The organism is Pseudonocardia sp. TMWB2A (genome assembly GCF_017312135.1).
In genome coordinates this window covers 382,515-402,763 of sequence record NZ_QKQY01000001.1, presented here as the reverse complement: position 1 = coordinate 402,763, position 20,249 = coordinate 382,515, and the positions used below count along the sequence as shown (strand labels likewise).

The 20,249-nt window shown below is 60.2% G+C and carries 15 protein-coding genes; 13 read left to right on the top strand and 2 right to left on the bottom strand.

Features of this window, described 5'->3' with window-relative positions; genetic code table 11:
• Positions 1–72 precede the first annotated feature (72 nt).
• The 6 genes from DMP17_RS01880 (at position 73) to DMP17_RS01855 (ending at position 9,613) form a co-directional block, all read left to right on the top strand.
• Positions 73–1,560 (top strand): NAD(P)-dependent oxidoreductase, encoded by a 1,488-nt coding sequence (locus DMP17_RS01880; RefSeq protein ID WP_337827388.1) that lies wholly within the window; start codon positions 73–75, stop codon positions 1,558–1,560.
• Positions 1,557–2,396 (top strand): DUF2059 domain-containing protein, encoded by an 840-nt coding sequence (locus DMP17_RS01875; protein WP_337827387.1) that lies wholly within the window; start codon positions 1,557–1,559, stop codon positions 2,394–2,396. Before DMP17_RS01880 ends, DMP17_RS01875 begins: the two co-directional genes overlap by 4 nt.
• On the top strand, positions 2,396–6,910 hold the full coding sequence (gltB, locus tag DMP17_RS01870; protein ID WP_337827386.1) for a glutamate synthase large subunit: 4,515 nt from the start codon (positions 2,396–2,398) through the stop codon (positions 6,908–6,910). The genes DMP17_RS01875 and gltB overlap by 1 nt, the downstream gene beginning before the upstream one ends.
• Before the next feature lie 170 nt (positions 6,911–7,080).
• Positions 7,081–8,031, top strand: a complete 951-nt coding sequence (locus DMP17_RS01865; RefSeq protein WP_337827385.1) for a PEP-CTERM sorting domain-containing protein — start codon at positions 7,081–7,083, stop codon at positions 8,029–8,031.
• 135 nt (positions 8,032–8,166) lie between these two features.
• On the top strand, positions 8,167–8,769 hold the full coding sequence (locus DMP17_RS01860; protein WP_337827384.1) for a hypothetical protein: 603 nt from the start codon (positions 8,167–8,169) through the stop codon (positions 8,767–8,769).
• Positions 8,770–8,941: 172 nt separating this feature from the next.
• Positions 8,942–9,613, top strand: a complete 672-nt coding sequence (locus DMP17_RS01855) for a glutathione S-transferase family protein (protein ID WP_337827383.1) — start codon at positions 8,942–8,944, stop codon at positions 9,611–9,613.
• A gap of 30 nt (positions 9,614–9,643) precedes the next feature.
• Here the strand turns inward: DMP17_RS01855 and DMP17_RS01850 are convergent, their stop codons facing one another.
• Entirely contained in the window at positions 9,644–10,246 is a 603-nt protein-coding gene (locus DMP17_RS01850; protein ID WP_337827382.1) for a YdeI/OmpD-associated family protein, read from the bottom strand.
• Positions 10,247–10,279: 33 nt separating this feature from the next.
• Positions 10,280–10,996: a bifunctional 2-polyprenyl-6-hydroxyphenol methylase/3-demethylubiquinol 3-O-methyltransferase UbiG gene (gene ubiG / locus DMP17_RS01845; protein WP_337827381.1), complete on the bottom strand. Its 717-nt coding sequence runs from the start codon at positions 10,994–10,996 to the stop codon at positions 10,280–10,282.
• Between the two features lie 123 nt (positions 10,997–11,119).
• Between ubiG and DMP17_RS01840 the strand changes: the two genes are divergently transcribed.
• The 7 genes from DMP17_RS01840 to tilS all read left to right on the top strand — a co-directional run bounded on the left by DMP17_RS01840 (position 11,120) and on the right by tilS (position 20,248).
• On the top strand, positions 11,120–12,364 hold the full coding sequence (locus tag DMP17_RS01840) for an aspartate kinase (protein ID WP_337827380.1): 1,245 nt from the start codon (positions 11,120–11,122) through the stop codon (positions 12,362–12,364).
• Positions 12,364–13,362, top strand: coding sequence for an NAD(P)H-dependent flavin oxidoreductase (locus DMP17_RS01835; protein WP_337827379.1), 999 nt, complete (start codon positions 12,364–12,366; stop codon positions 13,360–13,362). Before DMP17_RS01840 ends, DMP17_RS01835 begins: the two co-directional genes overlap by 1 nt.
• 200 nt (positions 13,363–13,562) lie before the next feature.
• Positions 13,563–14,603, top strand: coding sequence for a hypothetical protein (locus DMP17_RS01830; protein WP_337827378.1), 1,041 nt, complete (start codon positions 13,563–13,565; stop codon positions 14,601–14,603).
• A 79-nt stretch (positions 14,604–14,682) separates the two neighbouring features.
• Positions 14,683–16,977, top strand: a complete 2,295-nt coding sequence (ptsP, locus tag DMP17_RS01825) for a phosphoenolpyruvate--protein phosphotransferase (RefSeq protein ID WP_337827377.1) — start codon at positions 14,683–14,685, stop codon at positions 16,975–16,977.
• Positions 16,978–17,141: 164 nt separating this feature from the next.
• Positions 17,142–18,044, top strand: a complete 903-nt coding sequence (locus DMP17_RS01820; protein ID WP_337827376.1) for a helix-turn-helix domain-containing protein — start codon at positions 17,142–17,144, stop codon at positions 18,042–18,044.
• A gap of 205 nt (positions 18,045–18,249) precedes the next feature.
• Positions 18,250–19,149: a tetratricopeptide repeat protein gene (locus tag DMP17_RS01815; protein WP_337827375.1), complete on the top strand. Its 900-nt coding sequence runs from the start codon at positions 18,250–18,252 to the stop codon at positions 19,147–19,149.
• The gene (gene tilS, locus DMP17_RS01810) at positions 19,121–20,248 is read left to right on the top strand and encodes a tRNA lysidine(34) synthetase TilS (RefSeq protein WP_337827374.1); all 1,128 of its coding nucleotides are present in this window, start codon (positions 19,121–19,123) and stop codon (positions 20,246–20,248) included. The genes DMP17_RS01815 and tilS overlap by 29 nt, the downstream gene beginning before the upstream one ends.
• The last annotated feature ends 1 nt before the right edge of the window (position 20,249 follow it).

Here is a 20,249-nt window from a genome sequence, read left to right as displayed (position 1 = left end):
TAATTTCTTATTAGGTCAATAAAACTGACCTATCATGCATTTTCCGCGTGACAGCAGCATCGCGGTCAGGCCATGCGCTCTTCTGTTATTCCAACAGGTGAGACGATTATGGCCGACACTGTGATGCTGAAATTTGTGGAGACGGGGCAGGATTATCCCGACAAGCGCACCCCCGCCGAGCGCGCCCGCGACTTTCAGGAAATTGCCGACCGCTATGCCGCGCCCAAGGCCGAAGAACAGGCCGGACGCTGCTCGCAATGCGGCGTGCCTTATTGTTCGGTCCATTGCCCGCTCCATAATCATATCCCCGACTGGCTGCGTTTGACCGCCGAAGGACGGCTCAAAGAAGCCTATGAACTGAGCAATGCCACATCGACCATGCCCGAAATTTGCGGGCGTATCTGTCCGCAGGATCGCTTATGCGAAGGAAATTGCGTGATCGAGTTTTCCGGCCACGGCGCGGTCACCATCGGCTCGGTTGAAAAATATATCACCGACACCGCATGGGCCGAAGGCTGGGTCGAACCGGTCAGCGTAGGCACCGCGACCGGCCAGTCGGTCGGCATTATCGGGGCGGGGCCCGCGGGGCTCGCGGCGGCCGAATATCTGCGCAATGCGGGGCATGAGGTCCATGTCTATGACCGCCACGACCGCGCAGGGGGCCTCCTCACTTATGGCATCCCCGGCTTCAAGCTGGAAAAAGAGGTCGTCATGCGCCGCGTCGACCGTTTGAAAGAAAGCGGCATCATTTTCCACGAAGGCTTCGAGGTCGGCAAGGATGCGACGCTCGATGCGCTGCGCGCCAAACATGATGCGCTGTTGATTGCCACCGGCGTCTATAAGGCCAAGCCGATGGGCATCGCTGGCGACGACAAGGCCGGCATGGTCGAGGCGCTTGACTATCTCACCGCCTCCAACCGCAAAAGCTTTGGCGATAAGGTGGCTGCGTTTGACGATGGCAGCCTGGACGCCAAGGGCAAGAATGTCGTCGTCATCGGCGGCGGCGATACCGCGATGGATTGCGTCCGCACCGCCATCCGCCAAGGCGCAACATCGGTCAAATGCCTCTACCGCCGCGACCGCGCCAATATGCCGGGTTCCCAACGCGAAGTGCAAAATGCCGAAGAAGAAGGCGTCGATTTCGAATGGCTGTCTGCCCCCACCCATTTTGAGGGCAAGGATAAGGTCAGCGGCGTTGGCGTCACGCGGATGCGTCTCGGCGCGCCCGATGCCTCTGGCCGCCGCGCGCCGGAAGCGGATCCCGGGAGCGAAACCACCCTCCCCGCTGACCTTGTCATCAAGGCGCTCGGCTTTGACGCGGAAGAATTGCCGCGCCTGTTCGGGGCCGAAGATTTGGGCGTCACGCGCTGGGGCACGGTGCGCGTCGATCATCAAAGCATGATGACCAGCCTCGATGGCGTATTCGCCGCCGGGGATATTGTGCGCGGCGCAAGCCTTGTTGTGTGGGGCATCCGTGATGGCCGCGATGTGTCGGCGCATATGAACGCCTATCTGAAAGCCGCACGCGCGGCGAAAAAAGCGGAAAGGAAAGCGGCATGACGCGCGCAACGATCCTTGCCCTCCCATTGCTGCTGGCCGCTTCACCGCTGGCCGCGCAACAGGTGCAGCCCGTTGCTGATGCCCCGGCACCAACGGCTCCTGTGGCAAATAATCCTGCCCCCGACCGGCTGGCCGCTGCAACCCGGCTGATGGACACCACTTATCCTGTGGGCGAGCGCGACGCTTATTTCGAACAACTGGCACGGCCTTTAATGGACAATCTTGTTCAAGGGCTCACTGCGGATCCGGAATTCCAGACGCAACTGGAACAAACAGCCGGAGCAAAACCGCTGTTCGACCGGTTTGTCGCCGATGTGAAGCAACTGGCAATCGACTCGATGCGCGAAACCATGCCCGAAACCATGACGGCGATGACCAATGCCTATGCGCGTCTATTCAGCGTGGAAGAACTGGACGGGATGACGCGGTTTTTTGCAACGCCAGTGGGCCGCGCCTATCTGGCACGGCTCCCCGATGTGATGCGCGATCCTGAAGTCGCCGCCGCCCAGCAAAAATCCATGACCGCAAGCAACGCCAAAGCTATGGCGCGGGTGCAACAATTTGCGCTGGATATGGATGCGCTATCGCGGAAAAATGGTAGTGCAAGCACAGAGGACGTCGCGACCGAAGCCCCGCGCAGCCGCTGGTCCGCCGCCGACCGCAAAGCCGTCGAGCGTCTGGAAGCCGAGGTCGCGGGCGCAGAATCCCGCCTCGCTGACCAACGGGGCCGCCTTGAAATCCTAACCTATGAAGCCCGGCTCCGTAGCGGGGAAAAATTATCCGAAGCAGAACAGGATTATCTGGACGCTTTGCGCGACTCTATCGGGAAAAAATAATGAGCAACGACCAACGCCAATATCTCGCCGACCACGGCATGTATCGTCCCGAATTTGAAGGGGATGCGTGCGGTGTCGGGCTTGTTGCCGCCACCGATGGCAAGCCGTCGCGCCGTGTAGTCGCCTCCGCCATTGATGCGCTGAAAGCCGTATGGCACCGCGGCGCGGTCGATGCCGATGGCAAGACCGGCGATGGCGCAGGGTTGCATGTCGATCTGCCCGTGCGTTTCTTTGACGATGCGATTGCAGCATCCGGCCACAAGCCGCGGGTCAACCGGCTCGCGGTCGGCATGGTGTTCTTGCCGCGCACCGACTTGGACGCGCAGGAAACGTGCCGCACCATCGTTGAAGCGGAAATTATCGACGCGGGCTATACCATTTATGGCTGGCGGCAGGTGCCGGTGGATGTGTCGGTGATCGGCGACAAGGCGCAGCGCACCCGCCCCGAAATCGAACAGATCATGATTGCGGGGCCGCTCCCCGACGAGCAATCCGCCGCCGAGTTTGAAAAACAGCTCTACCTCATCCGCCGCCGCATCGAAAAAAAGGTGATCGCCGCGCAGATTGCGGATTTTTATATCTGTAGCCTGTCGTGCCGCTCGATCATCTATAAGGGCCTGTTCCTCGCGGAATCCCTGTCGGTTTTCTATCCCGACCTTGTCGACCCGCGCTTTGAAAGCCGCCTTGCGATTTTCCACCAGCGTTATTCGACCAACACGTTCCCGCAATGGTGGCTGGCCCAACCCTTCCGTTGCCTTGCCCATAATGGCGAAATCAACACCATTCGCGGCAATAAAAATTGGATGAAAAGCCACGAAATCAAGATGGCGAGCCTCGCATTTGGCGAACATTCGGAGGACATTAAACCCGTCATTCCGGCGGGCGCGTCCGATACCGCAGCCCTCGATGCCGTGTTCGAAGCGATTTGCCGCTCGGGCCGCGATGGTCCGACTGCCAAGCTGATGCTCGTTCCCGAAGCATGGGGCGATGATAGCGATGTGCCGGACAATCACCGCGCCATGTATAGCTTTTTGGCCTCGGTCATGGAGCCGTGGGATGGTCCTGCCGCGCTTGCGATGACCGATGGCCGCTGGGCGGTTGCGGGCATGGACAGGAACGCGCTGCGTCCCTTGCGCTATACGATCACCAATGACGGCCTGCTGGTTGTCGGCTCCGAAGCGGGCATGGTGGTGCTGCCGGAAAGCAGCATCGTCCAGAAAGGCCGGCTTGGCCCCGGACAGATGATCGCGGTCGATCTGGAAGAGGGCAAGCTCTACCACGACCATGCGATCAAGGACCGCATCGCTGACGAACAGCCCTATGCCGATATGGTCAAAGGCTTCCGCACGCTCGCCGATTTGCCGCACGCCAAAACCTCGTCCGCCCCCGCCTGGTCGAAGGAAGAATTAACGCGCCGCCAAGTCGCCGCAGGGCAAACGCTAGAGGATATGGAACTCATCCTCTCGCCGATGGTCGAAGACGCCAAGGAAGCGGTCGGCTCGATGGGCGATGACACGCCGCTTGCGGTCATTTCCGACAAGCCGCGCATGGTCAGCCAATTTTTCCGCCAGAATTTCAGCCAAGTCACCAACCCGCCGATTGATCCGTTGCGCGAGCGCCATGTGATGAGCCTCAAGACGCGCTATTCGAACCTTGCCAATATCCTCGAAACCGATGCGCAGAATGACCATGTCCTGATTATCGATTCGCCTGTACTGACCTCGAACGATTGGGACCGGTTGCGCGCTTATTTTGGCGATGCGGTCGCGACGATTGATTGCTCCTTCCCCGCAGGCTCCGGCCAGCAAGGCTTGCGCGATGCGATTGCCCGCATCCGCGCCGAAGCCGAACAGGCGGTGCGCGCCGGACAAACCGAACTTTTCTTAACCGACGAACATATTGGCGCGGACAAGATCGGCATTGCGATGGTGCTAGCCGCCGCCGCAGTCCATACCCATTTGGTGCGCAAGGGGCTGCGTTCCTATGCGTCGGTCAATGTGCGTTCGGCGGAAGCTTTGGACACCCATGCGTTCGCGGTGCTGATCGGCGTCGGCGCAACCTCGGTCAACGCTTACCTTGCCGAAGCGGTGATTGCCGACCGGCAGGCGCGCGGCCTGTTCGGGGATCGCAATTTGGAGGATTGCCTCGAACGCTTCCGCACCGCAATCAAGGAAGGCCTCCTCAAAATCCTCTCCAAAATGGGGATTGCGGTCATCAGCTCCTATCGCGGCGGCTATAATTTCGAAGCGGTCGGCCTCTCCCGCGCGCTGGTCAATGACCTGTTCCCGGGGATGCCTGCCAAGATTTCGGGCGAAGGCTATGCCTCGCTCTACCTCAACGCCGAAATGCGCCATGATGCCGCCTTTGCCGATGGCGTCGTGCATTTGCCGATTGGCGGCTTTTATCGCCAGCGTGCAGGAGGCGAGACGCACGCTTATTCGGCACAGCTCATGCACTTGTTGCAAACCGCGGTCGCGACCGACAGCTATTCAACCTATCTCCAATTTGCGCGCGGGGTGCAGGATATGGCCCCCGTTTACCTGCGCGACCTCATGGAGTTTTCCTCCGACCATGTGCCGGTATCGATCGACGAGGTTGAAGCGATTACCGAAATCCGCAAACGCTTTGTGACGCCGGGAATGTCCTTGGGCGCGCTGTCGCCCGAAGCGCATGAAACGCTGGCCATCGCGATGAACCGTATCGGCGCAAAAGCCGTGTCGGGCGAAGGCGGCGAAGATAGCAGCCGCTTCCACCCTTATGCCAATGGCGACAATGCCAATAGCGTCATCAAGCAGGTCGCATCAGGCCGCTTTGGCGTGACGGCAGAATATCTGGGCGCGTGCGAGGAAATCGAGGTCAAGGTCGCCCAAGGCGCAAAGCCGGGCGAAGGCGGCCAGCTTCCCGGCTTCAAGGTCACCGAATTTATCGCCAAGCTGCGCCATGCAACGCCGGGCGTCACGCTGATTTCTCCGCCGCCGCACCATGACATTTATTCGATCGAGGATCTGGCGCAGCTTATCTATGACTTGAAGCAAATCAACCCGCGCGCGCGGGTGTGCGTGAAACTGGTTTCCTCGGCAGGCATCGGCACCGTCGCGGCGGGCGTCGCCAAGGCCCATGCAGATGTCATCCTTGTGTCCGGCAACGTCGGCGGCACCGGTGCGTCCCCGCTCACCAGCATCAAATATGCCGGAACGCCGTGGGAAATGGGTTTGAGCGAAGTCAATCAAGTGCTGACCTTGAACGGCCTACGTCACCGCATCAAGCTACGCACCGATGGCGGCCTCAAAACCGGTCGCGACATTGTGATTGCGGCGATTTTGGGCGCGGAAGAGTTTGGCATCGGCACATTAAGCCTTGTCGCGATGGGCTGCATCATGGTGCGCCAGTGCCACAGCAATACCTGTCCGGTCGGCGTGTGTGTGCAGGACGAGCGCCTGCGCGCCAAATTCACCGGCACGCCGGAAAAGGTCATCAATTTGATGACTTTCATCGCCGAAGAAGTGCGCGAAATATTGGCACGGCTGGGCTTCCGCAGCTTGGACGAAGTGATTGGCCGCACCGAATTGCTGAAACAGGTGAGCCGCGGGGCGGAGCATCTTGATGACCTCGATTTAAACCCGATCCTCGCCAAGGTCGATGCGCCGGACGATCAACGCCGCTTCAGCATCCCGACCTTCCGCAACGAAGTGCCGGACAGTTTGGACGCGCAGATGATTGCGGACGCGCGCGCGGTATTCGAACGCGGCGAAAAGATGCAGCTCACCTACACGGTGCGCAACACGCATCGCGCGGTCGGCACTAGATTGTCGGCAGAGGTCACCGCCAAATTCGGTATGAAAACGCTGGCGGACGACCATATCCAGGTGCGGCTGCGCGGCACGGCAGGCCAGTCTTTGGGCGCATTCCTGTGCAAAGGCATCACGCTCGAAGTGTTTGGCGAGGCCAATGATTATGTCGGCAAGGGGCTATCGGGCGGCCGCATCATCGTGCGCCCGACCGTCTCCAGCCCGCTGGTCAGTCAGGATAATACGATCCTTGGCAACACCGTCCTTTACGGCGCAACCTCCGGCACCTTGCTCGCAGCGGGTCAGGCAGGCGAGCGTTTCGCGGTGCGCAACTCCGGCGCGACCGTTGTGGTCGAAGGCGCAGGTGCCAATGCGTGCGAATATATGACCGGCGGCATCGCGGTGATCTTGGGCAAAACCGGCGCCAATTTCGGCGCGGGCATGACCGGCGGCATGGCGTTCATCTATGATGATGGCGACATCTTCCCCCGCAATGCCAACCCCGAAAATATCGTCTGGCAACGCATCGAAAGCGCGCATTGGGAGGGCGTCCTGAAAGCCCTCATCGAAGACCATGCGCAGGCAACCGATAGCCAATGGTCGGCAGAATTGCTCCGCGATTGGGACCGCGCCCGCGATAAATTCTGGCAGGTGTGCCCGAAGGAAATGCTGACGCGGTTAGCCCATCCGTTGAGCGATCAGGTGGCACTGGAAGCGGCGGAATAATTGGCATTTTCCCGGCGCGTGTGTCGGTAAAACTTACACGCGCGCCGGACGTGGTTAACAAGGCGTTAAGTAAAATGGCGCAATTCTGCCATGTCCGGACAATTGGCCAGAAACTTGCATCTTTTCTCCCGGTAATTTTATCCGCATAGAAACCAACGGGGAAGCAAGAGATGATGAAAATGGTGACGGGCGCGATCATGGCCGCCTTGATGTTTACAGCAGCAGCGCCAGCCCTGGCGCAACAGCCCGCGCCTGCGGACAATGAAAAAACCGCGCTCACCATGACCTTCAAAGGCACGGTTGTGGATGATGTCAAAAATAGCATCCGCATCCGCCAGCCCGACGGGAGCTATTCCTCCTATATCGGCCCGGTACCCGAATATCCGTATAAAAAAGGCGACGAAGTTTCGATCAGCTTTTCCACCATCGTGCCCACCAGCGCTTATTATCAGCGTTATGTAGGCCAACAATCGGCGGACGGTATTTACCGGTTTGCGGTGAATACACCGGCAGCCCATGCCAATACGCCTTTTGGTATCACCAGGGATATTGATGTGAGCGGGCCAATCAATCCGGTCAATCGTCCCGACTATGAAATGGGCGTGCGCGGTTTGGTGATTGTCTATGACAGCAATACCGAAACCTATTCGCTGGAATTTCCGAACGGCGAGTGGACATCGCGGCCATGGGATGGTCCGGGCTATCGCTATGATGCGACCACCGGCGAAATCATGTCCGCGCCCAGCACCTGCTATGGCGGCGTAACCGATGGGTGTAACGCTATGGTCGGCACCGGCGGCTTTGCGCTTAAAGGCACGCATGACAGCGCCGGAACCACCTTTTTGGGCGTCCCGATTTGGGCTGCTGATCCGGCAGGCACACCGGGGCCGCTTGGCATGGTGCAGCAATATATTGCGGGCTTGTTCGACCTTAATATCAGCGGAGGCTGGTCCGTCACCGCAGCAAATAGTAGCGGGTCGACCACGGGCGGATCAAGCAGCGGCAATCCGACGCAGGTTCCCGAACCCTCCTTGCTCCTCCTGTTTGGCGCAGGCGCGGGCGCGGTGATGGTTGCGCGGCGGCGGCGGCGCTCGTCCGCCCGCACATCGGCCTCCTCCTGACACCGGTCTGCTGCGTTACACCAGTTCACATACCGGGTTTTTCCCGTTCAGCTTGGACTCAGCGCCGTTCGTCTAACAGCATTGGAACGATGACCATTTCCGTGGTTTCTTTGCCTTGCCCGTAAGGAGGACAAGATGAACAAATATGTCTGGATGGGCGCGATTGCCGGCCCGTTTGCGCTGCTTGGCGCAACCCCGCTCGCGGCGCAGGATGCCCGCTCATCCGATTATAACGCCGACTATAACGCCGGTTATAATTATGAGTCGGACGATAGCGCCGATGATTATGCTGGCGAGGATTACGCCAGCGACGACTACACTGGCGACGACGCCGAAATGCGTGAAGCCCAAGGCGATATGGTGCGGCGGATGAACGACCCTGCCTTTCAGGACGGTGTTGCCGATATGATGGGCGGGATGGTCAAGGCGGTCATGGCGATGAAGGTCGGCCCGGTCATTGACGCGGCCAACAAGATGGACCCGCGCGGGCGTCACCGTCGTGTGCATCCCGATGCGACTGTGGGCGATATGGTCGCGCGCGGTGATCCCCATGTGGCCGACCGCGTTGCGCATCAATCGCGCGCCGCCACCCGCTCGATGGGCGTGATGGCGTCGGGCATGGCGCGGATGATGCCGGTGATGGTCGAAATGGCGCGCGATATGGGCGCACAGATGGAAAAGTCGATGGGTCGCGAAATGCGCAAAATCGACCGCGATATGCGCCGTCCGGTCGATTGACCGCCCGCACTTCGGGCGCGCGCCTTACATATAATTTTCAAAAGCCCGGTCCACTATGGCCGGGCTTTTTTGTGAGCGCCTCTTTACCGGCGAGCGTTATGCGTGGCGCTTTTTAACACGCCTGTAATATTCGCTTCCGGAATCCGCGCGCCTCGCCTAACAGGGACATAGCATGTGGCAAGTCTTTCAATTCCCTCTCTGTCCTTTTTCGCGCAAGGTGCGCCTGCTGCTCGGTGAAAAGGGCGTCGGCTATGAAGTGGTGCGCGAATCGCCGTGGGAGCGCCGTGACGAATTTATCGACATGAACCCCACGGGCCGCACGCCGGTCATGCGCGACCATGAACGCGATATTACGCTCATCGACAGTCAGGCGATCTGCGAATATCTGGAAGAAACGGTCGAAAAAAACCCGATGATTGCGGGGACCGCGACCAGCCGCGCGGAAATCCGGCGCTTGGTGTCCTGGTTTGACGAACAATTTTTCGGCGATGTCGGCGCGCCTTTGCTCCACGAACGGATGCTGAAACGCATCGTCCACCGCCAGCCGCCCGACGCGCGCATCCTTCGGGAAGCTATGAAGTTTGCGAACTTCCACCTTGATTATATTGATTATCTCTTGGACCACCGCCCTTGGCTCGCGGGCGCGACCATGAGCCTTGCCGACATTACGGCCGCAGCGCATCTGTCGGTTGCCGATTATCTGGGCGGGATTGACTGGACAGGGCATGAGCTCACCAAAGGCTGGTATGCCGGTTTCAAATCGCGCCCCAGCTTTCGCCCCTTGCTGTCCGAACGCATGGAAATTGTGGGGCCGCCGCCCCATTATGAGCAGCTTGATTTTTAACAATTGTCGGACCGGGCATCGCCCTAACCGTCAACAGCCCATATATTTCCAGTTGCGCTGTTTGCCCTCTGCAATCCATTCGACCGCTTGGGCGATGCGTTTTGCGCGGGTTTCTTCGCGTTTTGCCTCGATGACCCAGTCGAGATATTCGCGCTTATGTGACGGCGCAAACCCGTCCCATACCGCGCTCGCAGCGGCATTGGCAGCAAGCGCCTCCGCCAGATCATCGGGCATAGGCGGGAGCGGTTTGGCAGGCTTTTTGGGCTTGGGTGGGGCTTTAATCCCTGCGCGGAGTATCGCCGCCCCTTTTTGCAGCCGCGCGGTCAAATCCGCCGCATCGGGGAGGTCGGAAAGCGAGGCAAGCTTGCCGAAACTGCCCATGCCATCGCGGGTCGCTTCGGGGGCATCCTCCTCCAAGGTCGGCCAGATACCGAAACTCGCATGGGCCTTGAACGCGGCCATCCCTGCCAGATTTTTGCCGTTGACGGTAAAATGCGGCATCCCCCATTTGATCGCCTCCTCCACCTCCGGCACGGCGTCATGGACGAGCTTGCGCAGATGCGTCAGGATGGGCTGCGCGAAGGCCGCGGATTTTTCGATATAGGCGTCAATGCGCGGGTCGGTTTCGGGCATGGCAACTCCTTCTGAATCACCTTCCTTTTACCCCTAAGCGCGCACCAAGGTCATCAAATAATTCAACGTCATATCATCGCTAATCTTGAACCCGCGCGAAGGCGAAAAAGACAGGCCGCGTTTATCGGTAACGACCAGCCCCGCCGCTTTGGCATGGGCTTCCAGTTCGTCAGGCGTCAAAAACTGGCTCCAATTATGCGTCCCCTTGGGGATTTGCCCCAGCCCTTCGCCGACCGTAATCATTGCCAGCCGCGACAAGGCGGTGCGGTTGGGGGTGGACAGGATCATCAACCCGCCATCAGCCAGCTTGTCGGCCAGCGCGGCCACAAAAGCTGCCGGATCCGCGACATGCTCGACCACCTCAAGGCTGGTCACAAGGTCGAATGGCTCCAGCTTCATCTTCGCAATATCGCCATGACGATAATGGACCGAAAGCCCCTGCCCCGCCGCATGGTCCTTGGCCGCTGCGATATTTTCGGGTGCGGCATCCACCCCCGTCACATCGGCGCCCATGCGCGCGAGCGGTTCGCACAGCAGCCCCGCGCCGCAACCGACATCGAGCGCGCGTTTGCCTTCAAGCGGCGTGCGGCTGCGCGCATCACGTCCCCAATGCCGGTCAATCGCCTCGCGGATATAGCCCAGACGCACCGGGTTCAGCTTGTGCAGCATGGCGGACGATCCTTTGGGATTCCACCAATCCGCCGCCAGCTCACCGAAATGTTCTGCTTCCCGCGCGACAATAGAAGACATGTTTTGTTGCTTTCTGCCTAAAGAAAATATTCGTTCGTTGCGGTTGCCATCAAAAGGCCGCTTGCCTAAGAGGCGCTGGCATTCGCAAAGACGGAGAATAAACCACAGACCATGGCCCGTATAGTGATGAAATTCGGCGGCACCTCGATGGCCGGAACGGAACGTATCCGCACGGTTGCGTCAATCGTCAAACGCGAGGTGGATGCGGGCAATGAAGTGGCCGTGGTGGTTTCCGCCATGTCGGGCGAAACCGACCGTTTGGTCAATTTCTGCCGTGAAGCGTCGCCCATTTATGATCCGGCGGAATATGATGTGGTGGTCGCGTCCGGCGAACAGGTGACATCGGGCTTGCTCGCTTTGTCCTTGCAGGCGCTTGGTGTGCCAGCGCGCAGCTGGCTTGGCTGGCAGCTTCCCATCCGCACGATGGAAGCGCATGAAAAAGCGCGCATCGATACAGTAGAAACCGAAGGCCTAGTTGCCGCGATGCAAGCAGGCAAGGTTGCGGTCATTCCCGGCTTTCAAGGCTTGATGGGCGATAACCGCGTCGCGACTTTGGGCCGCGGCGGCTCCGATACGTCGGCGGTCGCGATCGCGGCCGCTATCAAGGCGGACCGCTGCGACATTTATACCGATGTCGATGGCGTCTATACCACCGACCCGCGCATTGTGCCCAAGGCGCAAAAGCTGCAAATGGTCACCTATGAAGAAATGCTGGAACTGGCGAGCGTCGGCGCGAAAGTGTTGCAGACCCGCTCGGTCGGCTTGGCCATGAAAGAAGGCGTGCGCGTGCAGGTCTTGTCGAGCTTTGTCGAGCCCGGCCAAGCCCCCACCCCCGGCACAATGATCGTCAGCGACGAAGAAATTGAAGGAAGCGATATGGAACGGCAACTCATCACCGGTGTCGCCTATGACAAGAATGAAGCCAAGATCATCCTGACGCGGGTGCCCGACAAGCCGGGCGCGGTTGCGCATATTTTTGGCCCGCTGGCCGATGCTGCAATCAATGTCGACATGATCATCCAGAATGTCGGACGCGAAAAAGGCGAAACCGATGTGACCTTCACTTTGCCCCGCGCCGACCTTGCGCGCGCGTCGCAAATTCTGGAAAATGCCAAAGAAACCATAGGTTTCAACCGTATTCTTCATGACAGCACGATTGCCAAAATCTCGATTGTCGGGGTCGGCATGAAGAGCCACGCAGGCGTAGCCGCCACCATGTTTGAAGCGCTGGCCGAACGCGGCATCAATATCGAGGCCATCTCGACCAGTGAAATCAAGATCAGCGTGCTGATCAACGAAGATTTCACCGAACTTGCGGTGCGCGTGCTGCACACGGCCTATGGCCTTGATGCGGAAGATGCGGCCTGATGGGTAGCCTTAAATCCCTGATGCAACGCGGCACCGATTTTCTCGGTTGCGAGGTCGCTATCATGTGCGGCGCGATGAGCTGGGTGTCGGAACGCCATCTGGTCGCGGCCATTTCCAATGCGGGCGGCTTTGGCGTAATTGCGTGCGGCGCGATGACGCCCGAATTGCTCGACAGCGAAATCGCAGGCACCAAGGCGCTCACGCAAAAGCCGTTCGGCGTTAACCTCATCACCATGCACCCGCAATTGTTCGATCTTATCGCGGTTTGCGCCAAGCATGAGGTCAGCCATGTGGTGCTGGCGGGCGGATTGCCGCCCAAAGGCAGCCTTGAAGCGATCAAGGAAATGGGCGCGAAAGTCATTTGTTTTGCGCCGACTTTGGCGCTCGCCAAGAAGCTGGTGCGCTCGGGCGCGGACGCCATTGTCATCGAGGGTATGGAAGCAGGCGGTCATATCGGGCCGGTCGCGACCAGCGTATTGGCGCAAGAAATCCTCCCCGCCATCGCCGATGATGTGCCGATTTTTGTCGCAGGCGGCATCGGGCGCGGCGAAGCGATTGCGGGCTATCTGGAAATGGGCGCAGCGGGTGTGCAGTTGGGCTCGCGTTTTGTGTGCGCCAATGAAAGCATCGCGCACCCCAATTTCAAAAAAGCCTTCATCCGCGCCTCGGCCCGTGATGCGGTGGCGAGCGTCCAGATTGACCCACGCCTTCCGGTCATCCCCGTGCGCGCGCTCAAAAATGCAGGCACCGAAGCCTTTACCGCCAAGCAGCGCGAAGTCGCCAACCGGCTCGACGAAGGCTTGGTCGATATGGCCGAAGCCCAGCTTGAAATCGAACATTATTGGGCGGGCGCATTGCGTCGCGCGGTGATTGATGGCGATGTTGAAAATGGCTCACTCATGGCGGGGCAATCGGTCGGCATGGTCAATAAGGAAGAACCGGTCGCCGATATTATCGCGCGGCTGGTCGAAGAGGCTGAAACCGCGCTGGCGCGCTAAGCCTCCGGCCCCCGCACCCCATCCCCGGCGCGCATCGCCGCGCATCTGCTGCATGGCCAGTGCATTTTGACTCGCCACAGGACCGTTTCGTCGCGCGGTTCAGCGGTGATTAAAGCTGGTTGCTTGACCTTCGGGGGTGTAAACTGGCAACAGGGCCTTCAAGGTTAATCTATGGTATCCAGACAAATGGGGTGGCACGAATGACGTACGGGAATTGGGTTAAACGCGGAACGCTTGTCGCGCTGACGATGGTGCTGGCAGGCTGTGGCACCAAAACCCCGCCGCCGCAGTTGGTGGCGACATTGCCCCCGCCGCCTCCGCCGCCAGTACCGATGCCGGTCCCGCCCAATCAGGCTGCGACCAATCTTGCCATTCCGGCGACCGACCAGTTTGGCACGCGTCTGACGCCCAATGTGAATCTGTCCCGCGAACAGGCTTTGTGGAATTTCCGCATCGCGCTGAACGTCGCAGCGCTCGGCTGTCGCGGTGCGGGCGAGGACCAGCTTATCGCCAATTATAACGGCTTTCTGAAAGCCAATAAAAAGCCGATTGCGGACTCCGAAAAATGGGTCATCAAGAACCTCGCGACCATGTATGGCACCAACGGCATTGCCGAACGCGACAAGCTTTCGACCAGGCTGTATAATTATTTCGCAACGCCGCCGGTGATGAAGCAATTCTGTTCGACCGCGATGACCTTGGCGGGACAGGCGGTGCTGACTACGCCCGCGACGGTGCATGATTTTGTCACGCTCAACATGGCGGCGATGGACAAGCCGTTCGTCGATTTCTTTGAAGCTTATGCCAATTACCAGCGCGAATATGCGGCCTGGTATGCGCTCCAGCCCAAGCCCGAATTTGCCTCCACCGCGCCGACCGGTGCGATGATGCCGGCGGCTGCGCCCTATCAGCCCGCGCCTGCCGCGCAAGTTGTGGGTCCGGTGGCGGTCTATCCGATCGCGCCGGGATCGACGCCGGAGCAGCGCGTCGTGTTTGCCCCCGCGCGTGAAATTACCGGCCCTGCAAGCGCCCAGCCCGCTGTCCAGCCGGACAATCCGGTCGTTTTTGCAGCGCCGCGCGAAGTGACCGGCCCTGCCACCACGACGCCCGCCAATCCGGTAAGCGGTCCGGTAACCACGCCGCTCCCGCCGAGCAGCGTGCCTGCACCGGTAGTTACCCCTGCGCCCGCGCCCGCACCGACCACGGCACCGGCTCCCGCAACCCAGCCGCCCAAAAAATAGGCCGGAAGCGGGTTTTGCCCGCATAAGCCGGACAAAATAACGGGACAAAGGCAGATTCACTCTGCTAAGGGAGGGGAGCATGACCACGCCTCCCCCTCCCCCCTCTTCCGCCGCGCAGGCCGCCCGTCAAATCCTCACCCGCCTTCATGATGTCATGGCATCGCGCACCAACGCGCAGGCCAAGCTTAATCAGGTCGTCCAGATTATCGGTGAAGCGCTCGATAGCGAGGTGTGCTCCATCTATCTGCTGCGCGAAGGCGTACTGGAATTGTTCGCGACGCGCGGGCTTAACCAGGAGGCGGTCCATGTCACCAAATTGGCGCTGGGCGAAGGGCTTGTGGGGACGATTGCGTCCAATATCGAAACGCTGAACCTTGATGAAGCCGCCGCCCATCCGGACTTTGCTTATAAGCCCGAAACCGGCGAGGAAATGTTCAACAGCTTTGCCGGTGTCCCCATCGTCCGGCGCGAACGCGCGGTCGGTGTTTTGTCGGTCCAGCACCGCGAATCCCGTCGCTATGACGAAGTAGAAATCGAAGCGCTTCAAACAGTTGCGATGGTTCTTTCGGAATTAATCTCAAATGCGGGGCTGGTCGATGAAAACCTCCCCGGCGCAACTGACAGCTTTGATACATCGACACAGCGGCTCGACGGGCTGAAGCTGGTCGACGGCATGGCGCGCGGGGCCGCGGTGTTCCACCAGCCACGCATCACCATCGAACATACGGTCGCCGAAGACATCGAAGCCGAACGCCACCGCGTCTATTCCGCCTTTGACAAGATGCGCGAGCAGATCGACAAAATGGCGACGCAGGCCGAATTTGGCGGTGGCGGCGAACATGACGAGGTGCTGCAAACCTATAAAATGTTCGCCTATGACGAAGGCTGGTCGCGACGCATTAACGAAGCAATTGACAGCGGCCTCACCGCCGAAGCTGCCATCGAACGTGTCCAGCAACGCACTAGGATGCGGATGCGGCAGATTGACGATCCACTGCTGCGCGACCGGATGCACGATCTGGAAGATCTGTCCAACCGCTTGCTGCGCATCGTATCGGGTCAGGTCGGCACCGCCGCGCAAATGGGCTTGCGACAGGATTCCATCCTGATCGCGCGCAATCTGGGTCCGGCAGAATTGCTCGAATATGACCGCCGCCGCCTGAAGGGTGTGGTGCTGGAAGAAGGCTCGCTCACCGCGCATGTCATCATCGTCGCGCGTGCGATGGGCGTCCCGGTACTGGGCCGTGTTCGCGACATTCGCCACAAGGTGCGCGAAGGCGATATGCTGCTCCTCGACACGATGGACGCAACCGTCATCGTGCGCCCCAGCGCGCAGCTTGACGAAGCCTTTGACGGGCGTTTGGCCCGCACGCAAAAGCGCCGCGCAGCTTTTGCCGCGTTGCGCGACAAGCCGCCGGTCAGCCTTGACGGCAAGCGCATCACCTTGATGATTAACGCAGGGTTGCGCGATGATGTGACCAATCTGGACCTCACCGGCGCGGACGGCATCGGCCTGTTCCGTACCGAGTTCCAGTTCCTTGTGTCCGCCACCATGCCCCAACGCGAGCGGCAACAGCGGCTTTATCGCGATGTGCTGGATGCTGCAGGCGACCGTCCGGTGGTGTTCCGCACCGTCGATATTGGCGGTGATAAGGCGCTGCCTTATATGCGCAGCGACATTGAGGATGAGGAAAATCCGGCAATGGGCTGGCGCGCGTTAAGGCTCGCGATGGAACGCGAAGGGCTGATGAAAAGTCAGGCACGCGCGCTTCTCGAAGCCGCCGCCGGGCGCACGCTTCATGTCATGTTCCCGATGGTGTCGGAGCCGTGGGAGTTTGAACAGGCGCGCGCCCTGTTTGCCGCCCAGCGCGATTTTCTGTGCAAGCGCGGCGCAAAGCTTCCCTCCGCCATCCAATATGGCGCGATGCTGGAAGTGCCTGCGCTGGCCGAAACATTGGATCTCATCCTGCCGCATCTCGATTTTCTTTCGGTCGGCACCAATGACCTCACCCAATTCCTGTTCGCCGCAGACCGCTCGCACCCCAAGCTTGCCGAACGCTATGACTGGCTCAGCCCTGCGGTGCTACGTTTCCTCCACCGCGTCGTCACTATTGTTGGCGCAAGCCCCGTCAAGCTGGGCGTTTGCGGCGAAATGGGCGGCAAACCGCTTGAGGCGATGGCGTTGCTCGGCCTTGGGATCGAGCGGCTTTCGATTACCCCTGCGGGCATCGGGCCGGTGAAGGCGATGATCCATTCGCTCGATGTGCAGAAGCTGCGCGATTTCATGCCGCAACTCATCGCCCATCCCCCCGCAAAGCCGCGTGAAACCTTGCTCGGCTGGGCCAAGGATAATGGCGTGGATCTCAGCCTCTAAAAAGATAGCTGGTGAACGCAAAAATATAACAATGGGCAGGCAAGCCGATAAAATCTTGAGGCAGCCCCCGCACCGGATTTGACAATGGTTAAAAACTATTGTGTTGAAGCGGGACGAGGGCAGAAAATAACGATGTGGGTGGGCACGCCCTTCGGGAGACGATCATGGACGAGACGAATGAAGACGCAACCGAAACGCCGCAAATCAGCGCGGTCGGGGCGTTTTTGAAAGAAACCCGCGAAAAAGCGGGGAAATCTATTGAAGATATTGCAACCGACACCCGCATCCCGTTGCGGCATTTGAAGGCGATCGAGGCGAGCGATTATTCGGGCCTGCCCGGTAAAACATATGCCATGGGTTTTGTGCGCGCCTTTGCCCGCTCGCTTGGCCTTGACGAAGTGCAGATGGTCGCACGGTTGCGAGAAGAATTGGGCACGGACGATTATCGTCCGGCGCAAACCTATGAAGCTTATGAGCCGGTCGATCCGGCCCGTGTCCCGCCTCGCAAGCTGGCCTGGACCGCAGGGCTGATCGCGCTGCTGCTTGTCGGCGCATGGGGCGTGTGGCGTTCGGGCGTGTTCACCAGCAGCAATGATGTGACCGTCGCCGATACCGAACTCACTCCCGAAGCCGACACCGGCGCACCGGTTGGCGCTGCAACCGGCACCGCGACCGCGGCGGCGCCTGCTGTCGATGCCAATGCCGAAGTCGTGATTGCCGCCAAGGATACGGTCTGGTTCCGCATCGACGATGCGACCGGCAAGCGCGTCCATGAAGCCGAACTTAAAACCGGAGAGCGTTATGTCGTTCCCGCAGGCAGCAAGGGCCTCACCATCCGCACCAGCCGTCCGCAGGCGATGGATGTGTCGGTCGCGGGCCGTGTGGTGCCGCAACTGGGCGCGGCGGATACATTGGTCAAAAATGTCGCGCTCGATCCGGCAGAACTTGCCAAGCGCATAGGGGCAGCACCTGCTGCGGGCACTGCCGGGGCTGCGGGCGCTACCGGGGCTGCGGGCGCCGGGACAAGCGGCACGACACCGGCGGCAGGGGCTGATCTTTCGGACTAAGGCGCGCGCCTTTGTTTCTGCCTCAGGCCCTGCCTCTACCCTAGTCGGACCACCCGATTCTGGCCGCGTTCATATTGGGATCAGGCGCGTTGGGGCAATATCAAAATATGGAAATGACAGCGCAATTCCGGACCTCTTGTAAGATAGCAGGAAGCTGCGCTATCAACGCGGAAAATATGGTTAATATTTACGGGAAAGGTTGAATATGCGTCGCACGCTCATAGTAGGACTGGCCACGGTTTCGATGGCGGGGCTGTCCGCTCCGGTGAGCGCGCAGGACGGCGTAACCGTCCAGCGGGTCGATAAATTGGAGCGCGAAATGCGTGCGGTGCAGCGCAAGGTGTTCGGCGCTGGCGGCGTGGTCGAACCCGAAATGGGCATCCCCACCGCTCCCACCACCGCGCCGATCGGATCGAGCGCACCGGTTGCCGACCTTACCGCGCGTGTCGATGCGATCGAGGCCCAACTGGCCAAGCTGACCGGACAGGTTGAACAGAATAGCTTCAAGCTGCGCCAGCTTGAAAATGACTTTGCCACCTATAAGGCCAATGCAGGCGCGGCGACCGTCGTTCCGGCTGCGCCCGCAGCAACTGGGACAACGCCTTCAACCGCCGCCCCTTCCGCGTCCGTGACTCCACCCAAGGTCACAACCACGACCAAAGCGTCGGCCGACCGGCTCGCCAAGGTCAAAGCGGTGGAAATCCCTTCGACCGGCAATGCGGCGGAAGATACCTATAATTACGGTTTCCGCCTGTGGAGCGCGGGACTTTACCCCGAAGCGCAAGGGCAGCTTGAAAAACTTGTCAAAACCTACCCTAATTATAGCCGCATGAGCTTTGCGCAAAATCTGCTGGGCCGCGCCTATATGGACGACCAGCAATATGAAAATGCAGTCCACACGCTTTACGGCAATTACAAGAATAACCCCAAGGGTGAACGCGCGGCGGACAGTTTGATGTATCTGGGCATGACCTTTGCCAAGATGAAAAACAAGGAAGCGTCCTGCACCGCCTTTACCGAATTGTTCAAAGTTTATGGCAACAGCATGAGCGGCGGGTTGAAGTCGCAGGCGTCGAGTGAGCGCAGCAAAGCTGGTTGCGCCTGATCCGTTTCAGGGCTTGGTTTTGCCGGGGGCGCAGGACGCCACCCGCTATCGTGCAAGCCTGACCGCCTTATTGGCGCGGACGGAGGCGCGGGAGGCGTCGGGGATCTTCTCATCCCCTGCCCCTGAGAGCATAGAGCCCCGCACAGATAGTGCTACAGGGCCCAGCCTGAATTCCGACATCCCGAGCGCGCGTTTTGGCGTGGCGCTTTCCGGCGGGCCGGATAGTGTCGCGCTGTTGCTGCTCGCAGCCGCCACAACGCCGGGGCAAGTCGAGGCGGCGACGGTCGACCATCGCCTCCGCCCCGAAGCGCGCGCGGAAGCCTTATGGTGCGCGGATTTATGCGCGAAGCTTGCGATCCCCCACAGTATTTTGACGGTCGAACGCGCGATTGAAGGCAATATCCAGTCGGGCGCGCGGGCGGCGCGCTATGCTTTATTGCAAGAATGGAGGGCCACGCGCGGGCTGGATTGGCTGCTCACCGCACATCATGCCGACGATCAGGCCGAAACTTTGCTGATGCGCTTGAACCGCGGTGCCGGGGTGGGCGGCCTTGCCGGAGTGCGGGCGCGCAACGGCACTGTCCTGCGCCCGCTGCTCGGGTGGCGGCGCGCAGAATTACAAGCGATTGTGGACCAGGCCGGTCTTGTCGCCCGCGATGACCCCTCCAACCGCAACCACGCCTATGATCGCGTCCGGATGCGCCAAGCCATAGCCGCCAGCGATTGGATTGATGTTGCATCCTTATCCAATGCTTCCAACCACCTGTCTGACGCCGAGGCCGCCCTGTCATGGACCGCCCGCCAGTTAGAAAATAAACATGTCGTGCGCGATGGTAGCGATGATGGCGCCGCGATTTTGCTCAACGCGCCGCTCACCGAACTACCGCGCGAACTGGCCCGCCGATTGCTCGCCCGCGCGCTCGCCGCCGCCGATCCCGACATCGCCCCGCGCGGCGACGCGCTCGACCGGCTGCTCGAAAACATGGTCGCACGTCAGAAAGCGATGATCGGCAATCTGCTGGTTACGCCCGAAACGCCCGCGCCGCGCTGGCTCATCCGCCTCGCCCCGCCGCGCGCTTCTGCCAAGGAGGCCCGCTAAA

Bases quoted from the DNA above. Each gene is read 5' to 3' on its own strand.
- DMP17_RS01880 (WP_337827388.1), top strand. From the start codon at position 73: ATGCGCTCTTCTGTTATTCCAACAGGTGAGACGATTATGGCCGACACT.
- DMP17_RS01875 (WP_337827387.1), top strand. From the start codon at position 1,557: ATGACGCGCGCAACGATCCTTGCCCTCCCATTGCTGCTGGCCGCTTCA.
- gltB (WP_337827386.1), top strand. From the start codon at position 2,396: ATGAGCAACGACCAACGCCAATATCTCGCCGACCACGGCATGTATCGT.
- DMP17_RS01865 (WP_337827385.1), top strand. From the start codon at position 7,081: ATGATGAAAATGGTGACGGGCGCGATCATGGCCGCCTTGATGTTTACA.
- DMP17_RS01860 (WP_337827384.1), top strand. From the start codon at position 8,167: ATGAACAAATATGTCTGGATGGGCGCGATTGCCGGCCCGTTTGCGCTG.
- DMP17_RS01855 (WP_337827383.1), top strand. From the start codon at position 8,942: ATGTGGCAAGTCTTTCAATTCCCTCTCTGTCCTTTTTCGCGCAAGGTG.
- DMP17_RS01850 (WP_337827382.1), bottom strand. From the start codon at position 10,246: ATGCCCGAAACCGACCCGCGCATTGACGCCTATATCGAAAAATCCGCG.
- ubiG (WP_337827381.1), bottom strand. From the start codon at position 10,996: ATGTCTTCTATTGTCGCGCGGGAAGCAGAACATTTCGGTGAGCTGGCG.
- DMP17_RS01835 (WP_337827379.1), top strand. From the start codon at position 12,364: ATGGGTAGCCTTAAATCCCTGATGCAACGCGGCACCGATTTTCTCGGT.
- DMP17_RS01830 (WP_337827378.1), top strand. From the start codon at position 13,563: ATGACGTACGGGAATTGGGTTAAACGCGGAACGCTTGTCGCGCTGACG.
- ptsP (WP_337827377.1), top strand. From the start codon at position 14,683: ATGACCACGCCTCCCCCTCCCCCCTCTTCCGCCGCGCAGGCCGCCCGT.
- DMP17_RS01820 (WP_337827376.1), top strand. From the start codon at position 17,142: ATGGACGAGACGAATGAAGACGCAACCGAAACGCCGCAAATCAGCGCG.
- DMP17_RS01815 (WP_337827375.1), top strand. From the start codon at position 18,250: ATGCGTCGCACGCTCATAGTAGGACTGGCCACGGTTTCGATGGCGGGG.